The sequence below is a fragment of the Paenibacillus sp. FSL K6-2524 genome (assembly GCF_038005525.1).
In the GTDB taxonomy this organism is placed as follows: domain Bacteria; phylum Bacillota; class Bacilli; order Paenibacillales; family Paenibacillaceae; genus Fontibacillus; species Fontibacillus anaericanus.
In genome coordinates this window covers 3,974,641-3,993,537 of record NZ_JBBOSP010000001.1, presented here as the reverse complement: position 1 = coordinate 3,993,537, position 18,897 = coordinate 3,974,641, and the positions used below count along the sequence as shown (strand labels likewise).

Annotated in this window: 19 protein-coding genes and 2 riboswitches; of the genes, 14 read left to right on the top strand and 5 right to left on the bottom strand. The window is 42.8% G+C overall.

Annotated elements, in window-relative coordinates; genetic code table 11:
- The first annotated feature begins 13 nt into the window (after window positions 1-13).
- The 3 genes from NST85_RS18295 to NST85_RS18285 all read left to right on the top strand — a co-directional run bounded on the left by NST85_RS18295 (window position 14) and on the right by NST85_RS18285 (window position 3,204).
- Entirely contained in the window at window positions 14-1,348 is a 1,335-nt protein-coding gene (locus tag NST85_RS18295) for a sensor histidine kinase (protein ID WP_341190051.1), read from the top strand.
- A 69-nt stretch (window positions 1,349-1,417) separates the two neighbouring features.
- Window positions 1,418-2,536: an ABC transporter permease gene (locus NST85_RS18290; protein WP_307395785.1), complete on the top strand. Its 1,119-nt coding sequence runs from the start codon at window positions 1,418-1,420 to the stop codon at window positions 2,534-2,536.
- Window positions 2,533-3,204 carry an ABC transporter ATP-binding protein gene (locus tag NST85_RS18285; RefSeq protein WP_127190853.1) on the top strand — a complete coding sequence of 224 codons (672 nt, stop codon included), beginning with the start codon at window positions 2,533-2,535 and terminating at the stop codon, window positions 3,202-3,204. Before NST85_RS18290 ends, NST85_RS18285 begins: the two co-directional genes overlap by 4 nt.
- Window positions 3,205-3,217: 13 nt before the next feature.
- On the opposite strand, the gene NST85_RS18280 is transcribed toward NST85_RS18285, so the two are convergent.
- From NST85_RS18280 to NST85_RS18270, 3 genes are all read right to left on the bottom strand, one after another.
- The gene (locus tag NST85_RS18280; RefSeq protein ID WP_341190050.1) at window positions 3,218-3,586 is read right to left on the bottom strand and encodes a hypothetical protein; all 369 of its coding nucleotides are present in this window, start codon (window positions 3,584-3,586) and stop codon (window positions 3,218-3,220) included.
- A 215-nt stretch (window positions 3,587-3,801) separates the two neighbouring features.
- On the bottom strand, window positions 3,802-4,209 hold the full coding sequence (locus tag NST85_RS18275; protein WP_341190049.1) for a hypothetical protein: 408 nt from the start codon (window positions 4,207-4,209) through the stop codon (window positions 3,802-3,804).
- On the bottom strand, window positions 4,196-4,723 hold the full coding sequence (locus NST85_RS18270; protein WP_341190048.1) for a hypothetical protein: 528 nt from the start codon (window positions 4,721-4,723) through the stop codon (window positions 4,196-4,198). Before NST85_RS18270 ends, NST85_RS18275 begins: the two co-directional genes overlap by 14 nt.
- Window positions 4,724-4,849: 126 nt before the next feature.
- Window positions 4,850-5,016: riboswitch (cyclic di-AMP (ydaO/yuaA leader) on the bottom strand.
- 412 nt (window positions 5,017-5,428) lie between these two features.
- Window positions 5,429-5,616, top strand: a riboswitch (cyclic di-AMP (ydaO/yuaA leader).
- Window positions 5,617-5,794: 178 nt separating this feature from the next.
- Between NST85_RS18270 and NST85_RS18265 the strand changes: the two genes are divergently transcribed.
- The 8 genes from NST85_RS18265 (at window position 5,795) to NST85_RS18235 (ending at window position 14,555) form a co-directional block, all read left to right on the top strand.
- On the top strand, window positions 5,795-6,229 hold the full coding sequence (locus NST85_RS18265; protein WP_341190047.1) for a hypothetical protein: 435 nt from the start codon (window positions 5,795-5,797) through the stop codon (window positions 6,227-6,229).
- A gap of 127 nt (window positions 6,230-6,356) precedes the next feature.
- A complete protein-coding gene (gene kdpF / locus NST85_RS29360; RefSeq protein ID WP_370877669.1) occupies window positions 6,357-6,434 on the top strand; it encodes a K(+)-transporting ATPase subunit F in 78 nt (25 codons plus the stop codon).
- A gap of 76 nt (window positions 6,435-6,510) precedes the next feature.
- Window positions 6,511-8,187, top strand: coding sequence for a potassium-transporting ATPase subunit KdpA (gene kdpA, locus NST85_RS18260; protein WP_341190046.1), 1,677 nt, complete (start codon window positions 6,511-6,513; stop codon window positions 8,185-8,187).
- A 16-nt stretch (window positions 8,188-8,203) separates the two neighbouring features.
- A complete protein-coding gene (gene kdpB / locus NST85_RS18255) occupies window positions 8,204-10,237 on the top strand; it encodes a potassium-transporting ATPase subunit KdpB (RefSeq protein ID WP_127190847.1) in 2,034 nt (677 codons plus the stop codon).
- A gap of 37 nt (window positions 10,238-10,274) precedes the next feature.
- Entirely contained in the window at window positions 10,275-10,895 is a 621-nt protein-coding gene (kdpC, locus tag NST85_RS18250; RefSeq protein ID WP_127190846.1) for a potassium-transporting ATPase subunit KdpC, read from the top strand.
- A gap of 72 nt (window positions 10,896-10,967) precedes the next feature.
- Complete coding sequence (locus tag NST85_RS18245; RefSeq protein WP_341190045.1) at window positions 10,968-13,292, top strand: universal stress protein; 2,325 nt, start codon at window positions 10,968-10,970, stop codon at window positions 13,290-13,292.
- A gap of 28 nt (window positions 13,293-13,320) precedes the next feature.
- Window positions 13,321-13,458: a hypothetical protein gene (locus NST85_RS18240; protein ID WP_341190044.1), complete on the top strand. Its 138-nt coding sequence runs from the start codon at window positions 13,321-13,323 to the stop codon at window positions 13,456-13,458.
- 119 nt (window positions 13,459-13,577) lie between these two features.
- A complete protein-coding gene (locus NST85_RS18235) occupies window positions 13,578-14,555 on the top strand; it encodes a CapA family protein (protein WP_442418142.1) in 978 nt (325 codons plus the stop codon).
- Window positions 14,556-14,612: 57 nt separating this feature from the next.
- On the opposite strand, the gene NST85_RS18230 is transcribed toward NST85_RS18235, so the two are convergent.
- Window positions 14,613-15,752: a GNAT family N-acetyltransferase gene (locus tag NST85_RS18230; RefSeq protein WP_341190042.1), complete on the bottom strand. Its 1,140-nt coding sequence runs from the start codon at window positions 15,750-15,752 to the stop codon at window positions 14,613-14,615.
- 49 nt (window positions 15,753-15,801) lie between these two features.
- Window positions 15,802-16,635, bottom strand: coding sequence for an FUSC family protein (locus NST85_RS18225; RefSeq protein ID WP_341190041.1), 834 nt, complete (start codon window positions 16,633-16,635; stop codon window positions 15,802-15,804).
- Between the two features lie 334 nt (window positions 16,636-16,969).
- On the opposite strand from NST85_RS18225, the gene NST85_RS18220 reads away from it, so the two are divergent.
- The 3 genes from NST85_RS18220 (at window position 16,970) to NST85_RS18210 (ending at window position 18,871) form a co-directional block, all read left to right on the top strand.
- Window positions 16,970-17,563, top strand: coding sequence for an RNA polymerase sigma factor (locus NST85_RS18220; protein WP_127190841.1), 594 nt, complete (start codon window positions 16,970-16,972; stop codon window positions 17,561-17,563).
- Entirely contained in the window at window positions 17,560-18,159 is a 600-nt protein-coding gene (locus NST85_RS18215; RefSeq protein WP_127190840.1) for a zf-HC2 domain-containing protein, read from the top strand. The genes NST85_RS18220 and NST85_RS18215 overlap by 4 nt, the downstream gene beginning before the upstream one ends.
- 112 nt (window positions 18,160-18,271) lie before the next feature.
- Window positions 18,272-18,871: a histidine phosphatase family protein gene (locus NST85_RS18210; protein WP_341190040.1), complete on the top strand. Its 600-nt coding sequence runs from the start codon at window positions 18,272-18,274 to the stop codon at window positions 18,869-18,871.
- Window positions 18,872-18,897: the final 26 nt, after the last annotated feature.

The following is an 18,897-nucleotide window of genomic DNA, read 5'->3' as shown; positions in this document are numbered from 1 at the left end:
TGTATTTTGTTCGATGATTGTCGTGAGCTTTCTTCTCGGATTTCTGTTATCAAACGGCTATTATCATGTAAAGATAAAACCTCAAAATGATAAGAAATTAACACAAATGGCGTTGAACCTACAGAAATTTAGTGAAGAGCATCCGAACTCGATTGATGAATACCTTAGTAATGCTGCTTCGCTAGGATATCGAATATACTTGACGGACAATAAAGGGGATGAACGTTTTTTTGGTAACCCCTTTAAGAGCTACGATTTGAAACAGGAGCAATTACAGCATGTATTAGACGGAAATATTTTTCATGGTGTCGCTGAGTATAAGGCCAATTTGTTTATTACAGGATTCTTTGATAGTGAAATAGAAAATGCGATAGGTGTACCTGTACAAATCGAACATCGGACTTTCGCCATGTTTATGCGTCCAGATGCTAATGTGCAATTCGGTGAATTGCGAGTGTTCTTTGCACTTCTCTTAGGTGCGGCCGTTTTATTTAGTTTTCTCTTCTTAATGATTAGCATTCTTCATATCGTAAGACCGATTTCACGGCTTACTGTGGCTACCCAAGATATTGCCAAGGGGAAGTATAACTTGAGAGTGCAGACTCGAAGACGTGATGAGATAGGGCAATTAGCAAATAGTTTTACAATAATGAGTCAAGAACTGGAACGGACTGAAAGAGCGAGACAGGAATTTGTTGCTAACGTATCTCATGAAATCGAATCTCCACTTACCTCTATTCAGGGGTTTGCTACTACACTTAAGGATCAATCGATAACACATGATCAAAGGGTTTATTATCTTTCTATTATAGAAGAGGAGAGCAGACGGTTATCCTTACTAAGTAAGCAATTATTGACGTTATCCACCTTGGACTATGATTCAAATACATTGCACATGAAAACATTTAATCTTCGCGCCCAAATTCGTCAAGTCGCTCAAATCATGGAATGGAAACTTACGGATAAGGAATTATTTCTTAAATTAAGTGTGCCTGACATGAATTTATATGGGGATGAAGATTTATTGCATCAAGTATGGATGAATCTCATTTCAAATGCGATAAAACATACTCCGGCTGGCGGTAAGGTGATGATCGCTGCAGAAGTTCAGGACAAGCACTGCATTGTTACTGTATCCGATACGGGTGAAGGCATTGCTGAGGGGGATTTACCTAATATCTTCGACCGTTTCTTTAAGGCGGATCGGGTGCGAACTCGTGAAAGTAACGGTACGGGGCTCGGACTTTCCATTGTTCAAAAAATTGTTCATGCTCACAACGGGTCGATTCAAGTAGCTAGTAAGCTAGGAGAAGGAACCGTATTTACCGTGACTTTGCCGTATTTGTAATTTGTTATTCATATTCCGTTCATGTTTCCCTCCTAAACTAGAGTCATAGAGACAAGGAGGGAAATTTTTATGTTCTTAGCACTAAGAGAAATGCGACACTCGAAGGTTAGATACATTTTTATAATGGTCATTATGTTGTTAGTCTCTTTTCTGGTTCTATTCGTAACCGGTTTGGCGAAGGGACTTGCTGACGCGAATATCTCGGCAATCGAAAGTATGTCAAATAATCATTTCGTGATGCAGGGGGATGCGGAGCAGAAATTTAGACGTTCGCAACTGGGTGAAGATGATTTGAACAAAGTCCGCTCGATTGTAGGAGAAGAGAACGCAACTCCAATTGCAATGCAAATGAGTGCAGTTACAGTTGAAGGACTGGATACGAAATCGGATGTTACCTTTTTTGCAGTAGATATGGCAGGAGCACTCTCACCTAAAGTTGTGGAAGGTGAAGCTGTCACCAATGATGACAATGGGAATGTCTTGGTGGATTCTAAGTTAGCTGATGCAGGATTGAAGATTGGTAGCACCATTAAAGATCAATCGACGGGAATGACTCTGACGGTTACGGGAATTGTCAAAAATCAGTCCTATAGCCATACTCCGGTTATTTTTATGAATATTCATGACTGGCAAACCATGAAAGGGCTGATGTCTCAGGACCCTGAGATATTGAAATCATCCCTGTTTAATGCTATTGCACTAGATGTCACTTCTGATCAAGCAACGGCGTTATCGGGGAAAGTGGACAACTTGGAAGTGATGACACAAAAAGAAGCTGTTTCTAATATTCCAGGTTATGCGGAAGAGCAAAAATCACTCTTGCTGATGATATCCTTTTTATATGTTATTGGTGCATTCGTTCTAGCAGTCTTCTTCTATGTCCTAACGATTCAAAAGACCAGTCAATTTGGGATATTGAAAGCCATGGGAACGAAGACAGCATATCTCGCAAGAAGTGTGGTAGGACAGGTTTTAATCTTATCTGTTGTAAGTCTTAGTGTGAGTCTGTTGTTGACATGGGGATTAATGTCAATCCTTCCTGAATCCATGCCGTTCCAGATGAATCTGTCTACCGCTTTATTAACAAGTGGTCTGTTTGTGGTCACGTCCTTGTTAGGATCACTTATTTCAGTAACTCAGGTTGCTAAAGTAGATGCATTGGAAGCTATTGGGAGGGTTGGAGCATGAGTTCAAAATTGATAATGAAGCAAGTTACAAAGACCTTTGGTGACGGAGATTCAACGATCTCAATCCTTAACCGTTTAAACCTCGAAGTTAATGAAGGAGAGTTTGTAGCTGTTCTTGGTCCTTCTGGTTCTGGTAAGAGTACGTTCTTGTCAACGGCGGGTGCGCTGTTATCTCCAACGAGTGGAGAGATCATTCTGGACGGAGAGTCTCTGACTGGAAAAAGTAAGCAGGAGCTTACTTCAATACGCTTGCATAAAATTGGGTTTATGTTTCAAAGCGCGAATCTACTGCCTTATTTAAAAGTACAAGAACAGTTGTTATATGTGGCAAGGCTTACTGGGATGAATTCCAAGGAAGCGAAAGACCGTTCCGAGCGTTTATTGAAACGTCTGGATATATGGGAACGTCGTAATTTTTATCCCGAGAAGTTATCTGGAGGGGAGAAACAACGGGTAGCTATAGCTCGGGCATGGATGAACAATCCTGCGATTCTGTTCGCAGATGAGCCAACAGCCAGCTTGGATTTCAAGCGAGGTAGACAAGTGGTGCAAATGATAGCTGATGAAGTGAAATCAGAAGGTAAATCAGCTGTCATGGTTACGCATGACGAGCGAATGTTAGAGTGGTGTGACCGTGTGTTGCACTTACAGGATGGAGTGCTTGTGTAAAGAATTCATCCACTTATATTTTTAAAATAGGGGTGTTCCACAAACCATGTGAATGGTTACTGGGATGCCCCTTTTTGTTAGCTTGTTCACGTTCTTTTCTGAGCTGCGCTTTCAGTATAGGAACACTTTGTCCAAGTATGCATTGAATATCGGCTAAGGGGAGCTTCATCCCGTACCATAGAAACTTCAGGACTCTCTCGTTAAGAGCCTCAGTAGATCGTAGGGGATCGCTCGTCAGTCCTTCAGAGCATTGACGTATACAAAATTGATAAGCTTGCAAAGAGAACTGACGAGGATTCCAATCCGCTTGAGAAAAGGGCTCGTAGAGCTCTAAAAAGGTACACGTTGTTACTTCTTCCGCTGCAAAGGATTCTTCCAACATCACATAACTAAGGGAGTATATTGAATTCGCGTACTTGTGTACGTATTTTGCATACATCTTATTGTTGCTATGGAGTTTTCGTAGTAAGGGAGACTTGTTCATTGTAAAAGTCCTCTCTAAAGATAAATTGTGATAAATTTATAAAATCGAGAAGTAGGCCGTAGATTTATCGATTAAATTTGTTGTATTTAGATCAAAGTGAGGCTGCTTCGGGATTAAGACCTTCGGCAATGCTTTAATAAAATTGAATGATTGCGGTACTCCCATAATTCTGCACCCACAGCAATTCTGTGCTGTACATATTTGACTTGAGCAAGTTTCAGTAAGGCAGTCTGAACCAATTCAAACTGATTTTTCGCCCAATCAGAGTCTTTATGACGAACAATCTCCAACGCTTCTTCAAGTGTACTATTCCGGATATTCATTAGGAAGGAACCCCATCTAATTAAATCCACTGCTGTATCATCCGCAGAAAGGATACATTCAGCAAAGCCACATTTTTTACCACAAGAAAGCTTAAGGACAACATGCCAGCATCGTTCTGATTGTCTTGTCCCACTCAGAAGAAATGGGGGAGAATCAAAAGCAAAGAGTTCTATTTGCGAAAGTTTATTCTGATTCATTTAGCGTTCCTCCTGAGGATTCCATAAGTTTAAGATCCACATGATGGGTGAATTTAACCTTTTCTATAAAAGCGAACAGTTCGGATTCACTCTCACAGACAGCAGTATGCTCCAGCCATATCCGGTATCTCTTTTTATGAATAGCAGATAGATGTAAAGGAAAGATCTTGCGAGATCTTACGATATACCAACCGGAGGCAACATCCTTCCAAGGTGCTCTAAAGACATTGGAGAGTGGAAATCTGAGTCGTGTAGACCAATCCTGTTTCTGCTGCTTATCCCGAATGCTTCTATACACCTCGCGTACAATGTTTGGATCCATGCATTTCTCACAAGATGAATGGTTACTAAACTGGCGAAGCACCTCTATTTTGTTCTCACCAAATCCGTAACCCACAATATATCGCTGATTATTATCCTCATACCATAGCGCCCCGAAGCATAAGTAGCTTAGACTTACGGGTTCAAGCATGTTTTGATGTATCCCCAAATAATAAACCTTTTTTCCATTCAAAGTGACTCATCCCTTTGCAACTCTTTCATTGTAGGCATCAAAAAAACCGCAGACAGAGTAGGACCTCTGCTGCGGTTTGCGATTACAGGGACAAATAAACCTGACGCAAATGCGTGGCGAATGAAGGGTCTCTCTCTATGCGCTTACGAGGTTAGCTGTCGGATTCGGGCGGTGAGAGTCGCCCTACCTTATGAGACTACAAATCATCTCCTTCGGATTCACCCCAGTAGGCCTTATCGGCCTGATGGTTCCCCCGTTTCCCGCGGAACGCGGTAATTCAGCGTGTGTTCCTCAGAATGATACTATGGCTTGAATCCTTTTGTAAAAGTCAAAAGTTATCTCTTAAGTCAGGGTTAAACCAAATTCGGGCAACAACGGAGAAAAAATGGACTAAAAGCATATATGTGACCTATTACAAGGCCTCTACCTCTCTCAGGCTCGGTTTCTTGATTTATAGGTTTTTGAGTGGTCAAAGTCCCCATTTTCTATTCTGTATTAAATTTATCACAATCATTACCATTTTCGCGATAATCATTGCAAACTCACGAAAATAAGAGAGATAAGGAGTATAGATATCAAGTAAGCGCTCTCCAATATGTATTTAGTTTCGAATTTGCATTTTTTTGGCAACAATCGCATTTTACAATAAATCAGCTTGAATGTATGATTACTCCTGTTTCCATCACACAATTCAAAAAACAATCGAATATTTATCCGCTTAATTTCCGTTAAGGAAAGCGGGGGAACCAACAATGGGCATCCGATGTGAGAGTCGGAGCCGATTATGGGGTGAATCCTGTAAATGATGCATGAGTAGTGCATTGATACAGGTAGGGCGACTCTCACCGCCCGAATCCGACAGCTAACCTCGTAAGCGTATGGAGAGAGGATGAGTGCAATGTGACGGCTTTTGAGTCACAGAGGATTTCCTCTGTGGCTTTTTGTTGTGCCATTTTATGAAAATTATTTACAGGTACCGTCTAATGACGTGACACAGTGATTGGGAACTGTGTCCGAAAATGATGACTGATCAAAGGATCGTTCGGAGATTTTCGTTGCCTCCTTATGTGCTTGAGAAAGGGAAAGATAGAGATGGCGAAAGAAGAATATGTAGTTGTATGGGCACCAACAAAGGCCGGAGAAAATTTCATAAAATTATTGAAATTCAAAGGCATTAAGGTAGCAGGGATAACCAACAGTCAAATGGGCAAAAGTCGGCTAGAAGAATTGGGAATCGAGCATTGTATTTTGGCAGATACGAGTCATCCGAATACGTGGAATCTCCCGCCGTTCCCGGTAGGAAGAGTATATCTGTTTGAGAGCAGCCTTACGTTATGTTGTCGTTACATTCAGATGTGCCGCTCATGGACGAGAAAACCCATTTTTGTAATCACAACTTCTATAAATCCGCGATTAGTGTATAAGGGGCTTGGGGCGAAATATGTAATTTATTCTCACAGCGGTGATGTGGCCTTTCTGGCAGACAAATCCGCCCTATTAGAATAATGAAAGGAGTGTGATGAACCATGATGGATCTGTATATGGTGGTTGCATTAGCAGTTATATACGGTTTGTTTTATGGATTTACGACTTGGTGCGAACGTGTAATTGAAGATACGGGGAGGAATGAATTGTGATTCTGATTATCTCGATTACCTTTTTATTGTTCCTATATTTAGTGTATGCCTTGATTTATCCGGAAAAATTTTAATTTCATAATAACGTAACTCTAAATATTGTAGAAGTTTTAGGCAATATAAGCCTAATTATAGGAGGGTCAGTCATTCATGGGCATTTTACAAATCGTTGTTGTAATCGGAATCCTGCTGTTACTGGTTAAGCCGATGGGCACTTATTTATTTCATGTATTTTCCAATGAGCCGAATCGTACGGATAAATGGTTTTCGCGTATTGAAAAGGGCATCTATTCCTTGATTGGATTGAAAAAACGGGATCGAATGTCTTGGAAAAAATATGCGATGAGTTTTATTTTGACCAATATCGTATTGGTAGCTTTCAGTTATATTTTTCTTAGATTGCAGCGGGAATTACCGCTAAACCCGAATGGAATCGGGGGCATGGAGCAGACGCTTTCTTTTAATACAGTAATCAGCTTCATGACGAATACGAATCTACAGCATTATAGCGGTGAAACGGGGATTTCCTATTTCTCGCAAATGGCGGTCATTACGATGATGATGTTCACCTCGGCGGCTAGTGGTTTCTCGGTTGCTGTTGCTTTTGTCAGAGGGATAACCGGGCAAAAGTCGGTGGGAAACTTCTTCGAGGATTTTGTCAAAGCACATATCCGTGTATTCATTCCTTTAGCGTTACTGGTTACCCTAGTGTTGGTAGGATTACAGGTACCACAGACGCTGAAGTCGACACTGGAGGTCGCTACACTTGAGGGGCAAACTGGGCAAATTGCCATCGGCCCGGTTGCATCACTAGAATCGATCAAGCATTTAGGTACTAACGGAGGAGGGTTCTTCGGTGCCAACTCAGCGCATCCATTTGAGAACCCGAGCCCACTTACCAATGTAATTGAAATGCTCTCAATGTGGTTGTTACCGGCATCCCTACCGTATATGTTTGGTTTGTTCGCTAAGAACAAGCGTCAAGGTTGGGTGATTTTCACCGCGATGATGACGTTATTCGTCCTGCTACTCTCGCTGAATTTTTATGCCGAAAGCAAAGGGAACCCCGTCATTAACGCCATGGGAATTGATTCATCGCAGGGCAGCATGGAAGGTAAAGAGGTACGTTTCGGTATACCACAGTCCTCGCTGTTTACTGCTGTAACAACTTCGGCGACCACAGGTAGTGTTAACAATATGCATGATACTCAGACCCCACTGGGCGGGGTTACCCCACTGGCGTTGATGATGCTGAACAATGTATTTGGCGGCAAGGGTGTCGGGCTAATCAATATGCTGATGTATGCCATCCTGGGCGTGTTCCTCTGCGGTCTGATGGTTGGTAGGACACCAGAATTTCTCGGACGAAAGATAGAAGCGAGGGAGATGAAACTGATCGCGATCGCGATTTTGGCTCATCCGCTTATTATTCTCGTACCTACGGCCGGGGCCTTTCTGACTGATCTCGGTAAAGGTGCTATTACGAATCCCGGCTTTCATGGGTTGTCTCAGGTATTATACGAATATGTTTCTTCTGCCGCTAATAACGGCTCAGGTTTTGAAGGACTTGCGGATAACACATCCTTCTGGAATATCACCACAGGGATCGTCATGTTGCTAGGACGATATATATCGATGATAGCCATGCTTGCAGTAGCAGGCTCCCTGCTCCGCAAGAAGCCAGTTCCAGAGACAATCGGTACTTTCCGTACAGACAATCACCTATTCACGGGTATTCTGATTGTTACGGTACTAATTATCGGTGCGCTGACCTTTCTGCCGGTCATCGTGCTTGGTCCGATTGCAGAATATTTGACCTTAGGATAGGAAGAGGGAGATCTAGATGAGTACTGTACAAAGAAAAAAGCTGCTGACCGGACCCATAATCCTAAGCGCTGTTAAGGATAGTTTTATAAAGCTTAATCCGGTAACTTTGATGAAAAATCCGGTCATGTTTGTCGTTGAGCTCGGAACGATCGTTGTTTTACTCATGGTGTTGGCACCAGGGTATTTCAACGCTGAAGATTCAGTAGGATTCAACATTACCGTATTGTTTATTCTTCTATTTACTGTGTTGTTTGCAAACTTTGCTGAAGCACTAGCGGAAGGACGAGGAAAGGCGCAAGCTGATTCGCTCAAGAAGACGAAACAGGATATTACCGCTAATAAGTTGGTGGGAACGGTACTTAAGACCGTCTCTTCCTCAGAACTTCGTAAGGGAGATATCGTCATCGTAAGGCAAGGAGAACTAATCCCTGGTGATGGCGAGGTAATTGAAGGGCTAGCTTCCGTTGATGAATCGGCTATTACAGGAGAATCCGCACCTGTCATTAAAGAGGCGGGTGGTGATTTCAACTCCGTCACTGGGGGTACACGAGTGGTGAGTGATGAGATCAAAGTGCGGATTACAAGCGACCCAGGCGAATCATTTCTAGATCGGATGATCTCACTTGTAGAAGGTGCCAAGCGTCAGAAGACACCGAATGAAATCGCATTGAATACGCTCCTGATTAGTTTGACACTTATTTTCTTGATCGTCGTAGTTACTTTGCGTCCCATTGCGAGCTATTTAAATATTGACCTTGAAATCCCAGTCTTGATTGCATTGCTGGTCTGCCTGATTCCTACAACGATCGGCGGGTTACTCTCAGCGATTGGTATTGCAGGCATGGACCGCGTTACTCAGTTTAATGTGCTGGCGATGTCAGGGAAGGCGGTTGAGGCTGCCGGTGATATCAATACGATGATATTAGATAAGACCGGTACTATTACTTTCGGTAACCGGATGGCAAGTGAATTTGTACCCGTGGGGAATGAAACGGAAGCCGAGCTTACGGCTTGGGCAGCGATAAGCTCACTGAAGGATGAGACACCAGAAGGACGTTCTGTCATTGAATTGGCTAAGAAGCTAGATTGCAGTTATGACAGCAGTCTTGGAGATGGTGGTGAATTCGTAGAGTTCAAGGCGGAAACAAGAATGAGTGGTATTGATCTACTTGACGGACGCTCCGTTCGTAAAGGAGCGGTTGACTCCGTGAAGAAATGGGTACTGTCCAAAGGGGGTCAGATTCCTACTAATTTGGATAGTAACTCGGATGCCATTGCCCGGCTAGGGGGAACCCCGCTTGCTGTTGCGGTAGATAACCGGATCTATGGACTCATCTATCTGAAGGATACGGTTAAGCCTGGCATGAAGGAACGCTTTGAAGAACTTCGCTCTATGGGGATCAAGACGATCATGTGTACGGGTGACAATCCACTGACTGCCGCAACGATTGCTCGCGAAGCTGGAGTAGATGATTTTATTGCCGAAAGTACGCCTGAGGACAAAATTGCTGTCATTCGCCGTGAACAGAACGAAGGTAAACTGGTAGCCATGACAGGTGACGGTACGAATGATGCACCTGCTCTAGCTCAGGCTGATGTTGGTCTAGCGATGAACAGCGGCACGTCGGCAGCCAAAGAAGCAGCTAATATGGTCGATCTAGACTCCGATCCTTCAAAGATTATTGAAGTCGTAGCTATAGGTAAGCAATTGCTGATGACACGAGGCGCTTTGACAACGTTTAGTATAGCGAACGATATCGCCAAATATTTTGCAATTATACCAGCGATGTTCACATTAGCTATTCCAGAGATGGAAGCATTGAATGTTATGGGACTCGGCTCACCGAGCTCGGCGATCATATCGGCGCTAATCTTTAATGCGATCATCATCCCGTTATTAATTCCGCTTGCTATGAGAGGTGTTTCATATAAACCGATGAGTTCCACTAAGCTACTCAGCCGTAATATTTTGATCTACGGACTGGGTGGGATCATTGTTCCTTTCGTGGGTATTAAGATCATTGATATGATTGTAAGTGTGTGGATATAACGACGTATTGACTAATTATAGAAAGGGTGAGAGCATCATGGCGAACTCCATCGAAGCTGCTCCTGAACAGCAGTCACCATCGAAAGGTTCTTATTTCTTTATTATTGTACGACTAAGTTTGGTATTCATTGTTCTCTGCGGAATCATTTATCCTCTGGCATCTACAGCCATCGCCCAAGTTCTCATGCCTTCCCAAGCGAATGGGAGCCTATTGAAGAATGAAGATGGGGTTGTAGTGGGATCGGAATTGATAGGTCAAAATTTTAGTGATCCTGCGTTGTTCCATAGTCGGGTCTCTAGTATTGAGTATAAAGCGGAGGCTTCCGGTTCCAATAACTATGGACCATCTAACGTGGATATGTTGCAGCGTACGAAAGATTTCATTACACAATGGCAAGTGGATAACCCGGATGTTCCCTTGAGCGAATTACCCGTAGCTTTGGTAACCAATTCTGGATCAGGACTTGATCCACACATCACACCGGACTCGGCAATCGTGCAAATTCCGCGGATCAGCAAACTGACCGGTATTCCAGCTTCTCAATTGGAGGAGTTGGTAAGCCAGCACATAGAGGGCCGTGATCTAGGGGTATTCGGTGAGAAACGCGTGAATGTACTGAAACTTAATATGGATTTGATGGAATTATCGAAATCGTAAGATGAATCTGTTGTCCCTGCCTGATTCCTTGGAATCGGGCGGGGATTTAATGCTTGCGTGGGAGTGGTGTTAATGGAAACGTACCGGAGAAAGACGCCTGAGGAATTATTGCTGTCCATGTATGAACTGCATCGCGGTCGCCTGAAGATTTTTATCGGGCCAGTTAGCGGGGCGGGTAAAACATATCAGATGCTGCGTGAAGGTCAGATGCTGAAATCCCAAGGGATCGATGTGGTGATTTGTGCCGTTTCTACTAATCAGAGTCCTGAAACCAGGGATCAGCTTGGCGATTTGGAACGAATTCCAAGTATACATTGGTATAAGGATGATATTGAAAAGAAAGACCTGGATGTCGAAGCTATCGTGAAGCGTAATCCCGAGGTCGTGTTGACTGATGGGTTGGCTCACCGAAACCAGGAGGGGGCGGAGCGGCCTGGACGGTTGGAGGATATCAACTACTTGCTGAGTTGCGGCATTAGCGTGATAACCACGGTGAACGTATATGAGCTGGAAGGTGCAGCGGATTTAGCTCGGAAGTGGACGGGAATGGAGGTCGAGTATTCTATCTCGACAGATGTACTTGCTCTGGCAGATGAACTGGTTCTGATTGATGTGACTCCGGAAAAAATACTTCAGCGTTTATCTGAAGGACATTTGGGACAAAGGGATCATATTCCACTTTTTAATAAAGGGAATCTTAGTAAGTTACGAGAGCTCGCGCTTCGGATGGTTGCCGAGGATGTAAATTATTCATTAGAGAAGCACCGCGAGGAACAAGGACTGCTTGGAACTGCGGGCATCGCAGAAAAGGTTCTAGTATCAGCACAATATTACTGGAACGGCTCGATACATATCCGCCGTGGACAGCAGATTGCCAAGCGATTAAACGGGGAATTGGCAGTAGTCTCTTTCTGGAAGCAAGGACTTCCGCTATCTAAGGATGCCGCTACATTTAAGCGTTCACTATGGAAACTGGCTGATAAAATCGGTGCGTCGATGGAGGAAATACCCTTTCGATATAAGCGGGAGATTCCACGTCTTCTGGTACAATACGCATTGCAGCATAATATTACCCGGATTGTGATGGGGCACTCGAAACAGAATAAATGGCAGGAGTTTTGGAGGGGGTCCATCGCCAATTCATTATTAAAACATATCCGTAATGTGGATGTGTTCTTTGTGGCGGATCGAGCGGAGCAGGAGGGAGAACGAGTACTGCCGGCTTTACATAATCGTAATAAACGTGAGTCTGATTCCTACCATAGGCTGAGCAGCCAAGAAGTAATGAAGGAAATTGAAAATATCCGTAGAGGTACTTTTAAGGTGTATATTGGTGCAGCTCCGGGTGTGGGCAAAACCTACAAGATGTTACGTGAGGGGAATGACCTACTTAAAAGAGGGATCGACGTGGTTGTGGGACTGTTGGAAACCCACGGCCGTAAAGAGACGTTGGAGCAAATAGGCGGACTTGAAACCGTTGAACGCCAACGTATTGATTACCGTGGAACGGTTCTGGAAGAAATGGACACAGCGGCGATCATTAGGCGCAATCCTGAAGTAGTGCTGGTAGATGAACTCGCGCATACCAATATGCCGGGTAGTAAACATAAGAAACGATATATGGATGTAATGGAGCTACTAGATGCAGGAATATCGGTCATTTCCACGGTGAATGTACAACATTTGGAGAGCCTGAATGATGCAGTAGAGCAAATTACCGGTGTTAGGGTAAGGGAAACCGTACCGGACAGCATTCTGCAGCGAGCAGATGAAGTGGAGCTTATAGATGTGACTCCTAAAGCCCTTCAGGAACGGATGAAGGAGGGCAAAATTTATGCGATGGTGAAAGTTGATCAGGCATTGGGACATTTTTTCAAAATCGGGAATTTAATCGCGCTTAGGGAACTGGCGCTACGCGAAATTGCTGATGATGTAGATGAGCGACTGGAGGCTTGGGAGCGTAACGGTTCATTGCGGGGACCTTGGCGGCGTCAAGAAGTAATTTATGTATGTATCACACTTGGACATAATGCAGAACGGCTCATCCGCCGTGGCTTCCGTATCGCTTACCGGCTGAAGGCTAACTGGTATGTAACGTATGTACAGGAAATCAAGCAGAGTGGGGAAGTGACAGATAAGCATATATGTGAACTGAAGGAATTGACGGAAAGATTGGGTGGTATCTTTAAGGTGATCCCAAACGTGATTCCGGGGCGTGTAGCTTCCTTATTGCTGGAGAGATCGCAAGAATTACAGAGTACACAGATTATTATTGGTCAATCCCAGCGCTCTTGGTTACGCAAGTGGTTTCGCGGTGATGTCACCAAACAGATATTGCGATCAGCGAGACATGTGGATGTTCTGGTCGTTGCGGATTTCATGAGAGAAGAACAATAAAAGTTTGAATATGTGCTCGAAGTAGCGGATGGGACGTAACGATTTCGGAAAAGCGACAGCGGTCGTCGTGGTCTCCGAATTTCACCCGCTATTTCCAGTCTTTTTAGGCTTATTTCAGCATATGATGGACGAGCGGATAGAAGCTCTTGACTTTAATATGGATTAATATTATATAATGGTAGCATTTGGAACGGGTGAACGGGGAGGTAGAGTGAAATGGTAGCTCGTATATTACGCAGATTCATATTTGTTGTATTGGTATTATTACTCGTGCTACCTGTTTCAATGGCATTAGGCAAGTCTACATCTGAAGAAGAAAAAGGAATTAAGCTTACATTTGCAGGGGATATTTTGCTTGACGGATATGTAGGAAATCAAATAACTAAATATGGAGCTAACTATCCTTTTGAAAAAGTGGCACCGAAGTTTAAAGAAGCGGATATGGTTTTTGCAAATTTGGAAACACCAATCTCGACCAAAGGTCAACCTGTGGCAGATAAGACATTCGTCTTTCGTTCGAAGCCTACAACACTAGCAGGATTAGTGTATGCAGGAATTGATGGAGTATCCTTGGCAAACAATCATATTCTTGATTATGGTAAAGAGGCAATGATGGACACATTTGTACAACTAAACAAGTACAAAATCGGATATACAGGAGCAGGCAAGAATATTAAAGAGGCATTTACTCCATTTGTACAGTCGATACAAGATAAGAGGATTGCTGTACTTGGTGTGAGTCGTGTTCTATCAGGTACTTCATGGCATGCAGGAAAGAATAGTGCAGGGGCCGCATCGGCCTATACTCTTGAACCCATGCTAAGTGAAATCAAGAAATCGGCAGAAGAGAATGACTATACGATTGTATATATCCATTGGAATGAGGAGTTTAAAGATTATCCTGAGCCGTATGCCCGTAAGATGGCACAACAAATGGTCGATAGTGGAGCGGATATGATTATTGGAGCACATAGCCACTGTTTGATGGGGATTGAATATTATAAACACAAGCCGATCTATTATTCATTAGGAAACTTTGTGTTTAATCGCTCAACACGTGGCGGAGATAAGACGCTTGATTCGATGATTGTTGATTTTGAAATTAAGGATTCTGTCATTACGAGTAAAATAACACCAGTAAAAATCATCCATGGGCAACCTAATTATATGAGTGAAACTTATAATAAAAAGACGTATAAGCTCTTGAACAAGCTCTCTTATAATGCAAATATTGACGCACAAGGTAGAGTTACTGAAAAGTAAAGAATGGATTATACAAACAAAGGGTCAAGCCAAGTGTGACATTGCTTGACCCTTTGTTTAAATGAAATATAGCCCATACATATAAGGCAGAGGTAGTGTCTTCAGCTTGAAATTCGATGGTTGTGTAATTTCAGTATCAGGATCAAATAACAGGGAGCAAAGTTCAGCATTCCCGCCAATGACAGAAGCACCATCAGGTGAATTGAGGATATATGTTCCCTCCGTATCAATGGAGATTGTAAGATCGTGTCCATGAACTGAATCTAACCTGGATTGAGTGATGAGGGTATTTCCGTCAGCAACTAAGAGAGTACCTGCATTAGTACTTGGGATCTGTCCTGTACCCGCCTCTTCCAGAGAAGCTGCAAGCTGGGTATACTGCCACGGTAGATTGATTTCTAGTGAAGATAGATTGAAGTGTGAGAGCAAATGGGACAGGAGCGCTGTGACCGCCTTATTTGATCCGGCCCATTCGATGACAGTTCCAACTTGACTAGTTTGTTCCTGGTGCTGTTCCGGGGAGGAGTCGGGTCTTGGAATACCTATCACAGCAAAAGCGCTAATTCCTTCACCGGGTATTACCGCTACTTTAATATACTGAGTCAGTCCATAAAGAGTAGCCATAGGAGATGTTCCGATGAATTGCTGTAAGTCAGAGAGACCCCATTGAATCGTACCAGTTTGAGATTTGATCAGATCATGCATGGCAAAAATATCTTCCGGCTTCATATCGCGAAAGTTCCATAAGTTTTGTTCTGAAACAAGGTGTCTTGCAGCTGGTGGGTCAAGTATAAACTGGGTGGATTTACCGAAGTACACACTTCCGGCTCTTAAATACAGTGATTTATCACCTGAGATGAATAATAGTGAAGCTCCTGCATCTTTTGCATGTTGAAGGCATAGAGATAATAGTCTTGAGGCAATCCCTTGACCACGGTATTCTGGATGAGTACAAACTGCACCTATGGAAAATGCAGACAAGTTAACACTTCCTGAGTTGATGATTAGTGGAACCATGCCCATAAACGAGACGATATCACCATATTGATCAAAAGCACCATAGGAATGACTTACACCGGGTTGGAACAGGGCTGGAAATATCTCTTCCATTTGTATTTCTCCATCTTTTCTAAAGACGTTGTTCGCTAATACTGCAGCTTGCTTCAGTTCATGTTCCTTCATTTGTCTGAACTCCATGGTGTAACCCCCTGAGATTGAATTCAATAGTAGTATTATTCGCTTGTCCTTATTGTTGTTGCGGAAGAATCAGTCCTAGGCCTTCGATCTCAACAATAATACAATCGATATGATAGCGGATAACGATGGACAATGATTCCGAATCAAGTTGTTGAGAGGCTCTTTGATGTATAACTAGATCTTGTTCAATGTATAACCGTTGAATCATACGCATATGCGAATAAATATTTTTACAAATCTCTACTTCCTCTTCAATAAGTTCCATCGTTTGACTTAGGTCCTTCTTGAGGTGGAATTCAAGTTTACAAAGCTCGAGATATTTTTCCAAGTCAGCAATATCTTTTTTGAGAGGTTTTAAGTCATCGTTGACCCCAAAGTTAACTACTTCCTCTGCTGTTTCTGCAAGTCTCCTCATGACTGTTTTTCGTGCGATATGAAGGTTGTACTCATGTTTTGGAGGGAAGATCAAATAATTAACGACAACAGCCACACTAACGCCGATTAGCGTATCAAATATCCTGTTTAGACCATAGAGGAGTGGGCTACCTCCAACCTGTAAATTTAACATGATTGCGAGAAACACGATACTAGCAATAGATATGGACTTATTCCACTTTAGTAAATTACATATGTAAATGACGAGTACGATACCAATGGCGCAATAAAAGGCATTCTGCGGATCAATAATGGCAAAAATTAATCCTATACCTGCACCAACAAAAGTGCCCATCATTCTGTTCTTGCCGACCGTAAATGAATTTGTTACAGAGTTCTCCATGGATATTATCGTTGCTATAGCAGCATAAAATGGATATTCCAGGTGTAGGAGTTCTGAAATGATGAGACAAACAAATATCGCAATGGCGGTTTTAATATTTCTCATGCCTATAGACAATCTCATGGGGACCTTCCTTTCATTAGAACTGAACACTATTATACATTATTTTGAGGAAATTCATCGAGAAACTGCCGCAATAACATAGTTATAAATTTTACGATTTATGTTATCTAGAGTAATATAGAGAAGTTTTTTAATCCCCAGTTCTATGGTATAATATTCATCGATTAGAGCAAGTCATACTATTTCAGAAATATTTTGGCTGTTTTTTTATAAAATAGTACATATAAACCGCAACTTTTTATATCCTGTTCGGTAAGAATAAGTGGAATCGAACGGGGAATAAGTACATGGATGGGCGAGGAGGATCGCACTCATAATGACGGATTCCCAAATGATTCGTGAAATTAAAGAAGGCAATACCGAGTTGTACGCGGAGTTAATGCGCCGTTACCAACGCAAAATATTGGCCTTTGTGTATCACATGTTGAAGAGCGCTCATATGGAGTTGCTCGCTGAAGACTTATGCTCGGAGACATTCTACAAAGCATTTAGGAGTCTGCACTCCTTCCGGGAAGTGGATGCTTCTTTTTCCACATGGTTGTACACAATCGCTAGGAACACCGTGCTTAGTGAATTGCGTAAGCAGCGCACGGCTAATATTCCTTTAGAGGAAAGTGGATATGTACCGGTGGCGACTAATGATGTTGTTCCGGAGCAAGCTGTACTGCGGAGTGAGAAGGTTAGTATGGTACGCGAAGCCATCAATAATCTTCCTGAAAAACAAAGATCTGCACTTATTCTACGTGAATATGACCAGTTGGATTATCAAGAGATCGCCGGCATAATGGGACAGAGTGTTAGTGCGGTGAAATCTCTATTATTTAGGGCACGCAGTAGCGTGAAGATCCAGCTTGAACCCTACTTTTATGAACCCATCTACGAACAATATGAAGGGATGAAAAGCAGATGAACTGTAAAGAGGCCCAAGAGTTGTTTGGATTGATGCCGGAATTACCGGAAAATCATCCCCAGCGTAGAATGCTGGAGTGGCATACTTTGGGTTGCGAATCTTGCGCTGCAGAATATCAAATTTGGCAAGAAAGTTTAAATGCGGTGCATGATTTACCTATAGAAGTGTCAGAGGAACAAGCAGAAGGCATAAACCGTAGGGTGATGGAGCGTATTTATGCAGAATCCCCTTGGTTAGCACCTAACGCTGGGGAAGGTAAGACTTCACGTCGTTTACGGCAACGCGTTTCAATTTGGGCCGCTTGTTTCTTGGCGGTTTTCCTCTGCAGCTTCCTGTTAGTTATGGTCGGAGGATCCAAAGATAACCATGAAGCCGTTAAACCGATGACTGGTATATTGCCAGCAGTCGCTGTGGTTTCTGATATCGAACCCCAAGAAGAATTCTCACTGACATTGCCAAGTGTATCTCGAGGAATCGTCGAACCATTTGTTGCTCAAATGGGACCATCTTACCCGCAATATTGGATGCTTTTATCTATGGCGGGAATGGGTCTAGCCTTGTTTTCGTGGAAGGGTATCAGGCGTGCAAAGAGATAAATAAGAATATTAGCTTCTTCCTAACTAAGAATTTGGAAGAGGCTTTTATTTTTATTTCTTGATACAATAATACATAGGACTTGTTTATCACATCAAGTATAGGGGGATGAAGATGCTCGTAGGATTAATACGCCATGGGCTTACGGATTGGAACGCAGTTGGCAAAATCCAGGGCCAGAGTGATATTCCATTAAATGAAGAAGGAAGAAAACAGGCATATCAACTTGCTCAAAGATTAAAGGATGACTCAACATATCATTGGGATTTCGTGATTACTAGCGGATTGTCGCGCGCGCAAGAGACTGGAAAGATCATTGCTGACTCGTTGAGAATACCGATGTATGACCCCGACTCTAGGATTATGGAGCGTGCATTTGGTCAGGTGGAAGGATTAACTTCCCTGGAACGTGAAACATTGTGGGGTAAAGAATGGGATCAACTGGACCTTGGACAGGAAAAGGATGAAGCAATTCGTAAACGGGCATTAGCTTTCATGAATGATTTAGGGGAACGTTATGGTGACCGTAATGTGCTAGTTATCTCGCATGGAGGGCTGCTTGCACAATTATATAGTGCGTTATATCAAAATAAGTGCAGTGAACGAATTGGGAATTTATCCCTCACGATTGTCGAGAAACAAGAGTCGAATTGGGATTTAGTATTATACAATTGTACCCGTCATTTGAAAGAAACTGTAGAAGATCGATTATAATCCGACCTAGGTCGGATTTTTTTTGC

Bases quoted from the DNA above. Each gene is read 5' to 3' on its own strand.
- NST85_RS18295 (WP_341190051.1), top strand. From the start codon at position 14: ATGATTGTCGTGAGCTTTCTTCTCGGATTTCTGTTATCAAACGGCTAT.
- NST85_RS18290 (WP_307395785.1), top strand. From the start codon at position 1,418: ATGTTCTTAGCACTAAGAGAAATGCGACACTCGAAGGTTAGATACATT.
- NST85_RS18285 (WP_127190853.1), top strand. From the start codon at position 2,533: ATGAGTTCAAAATTGATAATGAAGCAAGTTACAAAGACCTTTGGTGAC.
- NST85_RS18280 (WP_341190050.1), bottom strand. From the start codon at position 3,586: ATGTTGGAAGAATCCTTTGCAGCGGAAGAAGTAACAACGTGTACCTTT.
- NST85_RS18275 (WP_341190049.1), bottom strand. From the start codon at position 4,209: ATGAATCAGAATAAACTTTCGCAAATAGAACTCTTTGCTTTTGATTCT.
- kdpA (WP_341190046.1), top strand. From the start codon at position 6,511: ATGGGCATTTTACAAATCGTTGTTGTAATCGGAATCCTGCTGTTACTG.
- kdpB (WP_127190847.1), top strand. From the start codon at position 8,204: ATGAGTACTGTACAAAGAAAAAAGCTGCTGACCGGACCCATAATCCTA.
- kdpC (WP_127190846.1), top strand. From the start codon at position 10,275: ATGGCGAACTCCATCGAAGCTGCTCCTGAACAGCAGTCACCATCGAAA.
- NST85_RS18245 (WP_341190045.1), top strand. From the start codon at position 10,968: ATGGAAACGTACCGGAGAAAGACGCCTGAGGAATTATTGCTGTCCATG.
- NST85_RS18240 (WP_341190044.1), top strand. From the start codon at position 13,321: ATGGGACGTAACGATTTCGGAAAAGCGACAGCGGTCGTCGTGGTCTCC.
- NST85_RS18235 (WP_442418142.1), top strand. From the start codon at position 13,578: ATGGCATTAGGCAAGTCTACATCTGAAGAAGAAAAAGGAATTAAGCTT.
- NST85_RS18230 (WP_341190042.1), bottom strand. From the start codon at position 15,752: ATGGAGTTCAGACAAATGAAGGAACATGAACTGAAGCAAGCTGCAGTA.
- NST85_RS18225 (WP_341190041.1), bottom strand. From the start codon at position 16,635: ATGAGAAATATTAAAACCGCCATTGCGATATTTGTTTGTCTCATCATT.
- NST85_RS18220 (WP_127190841.1), top strand. From the start codon at position 16,970: ATGACGGATTCCCAAATGATTCGTGAAATTAAAGAAGGCAATACCGAG.
- NST85_RS18215 (WP_127190840.1), top strand. From the start codon at position 17,560: ATGAACTGTAAAGAGGCCCAAGAGTTGTTTGGATTGATGCCGGAATTA.
- NST85_RS18210 (WP_341190040.1), top strand. From the start codon at position 18,272: ATGCTCGTAGGATTAATACGCCATGGGCTTACGGATTGGAACGCAGTT.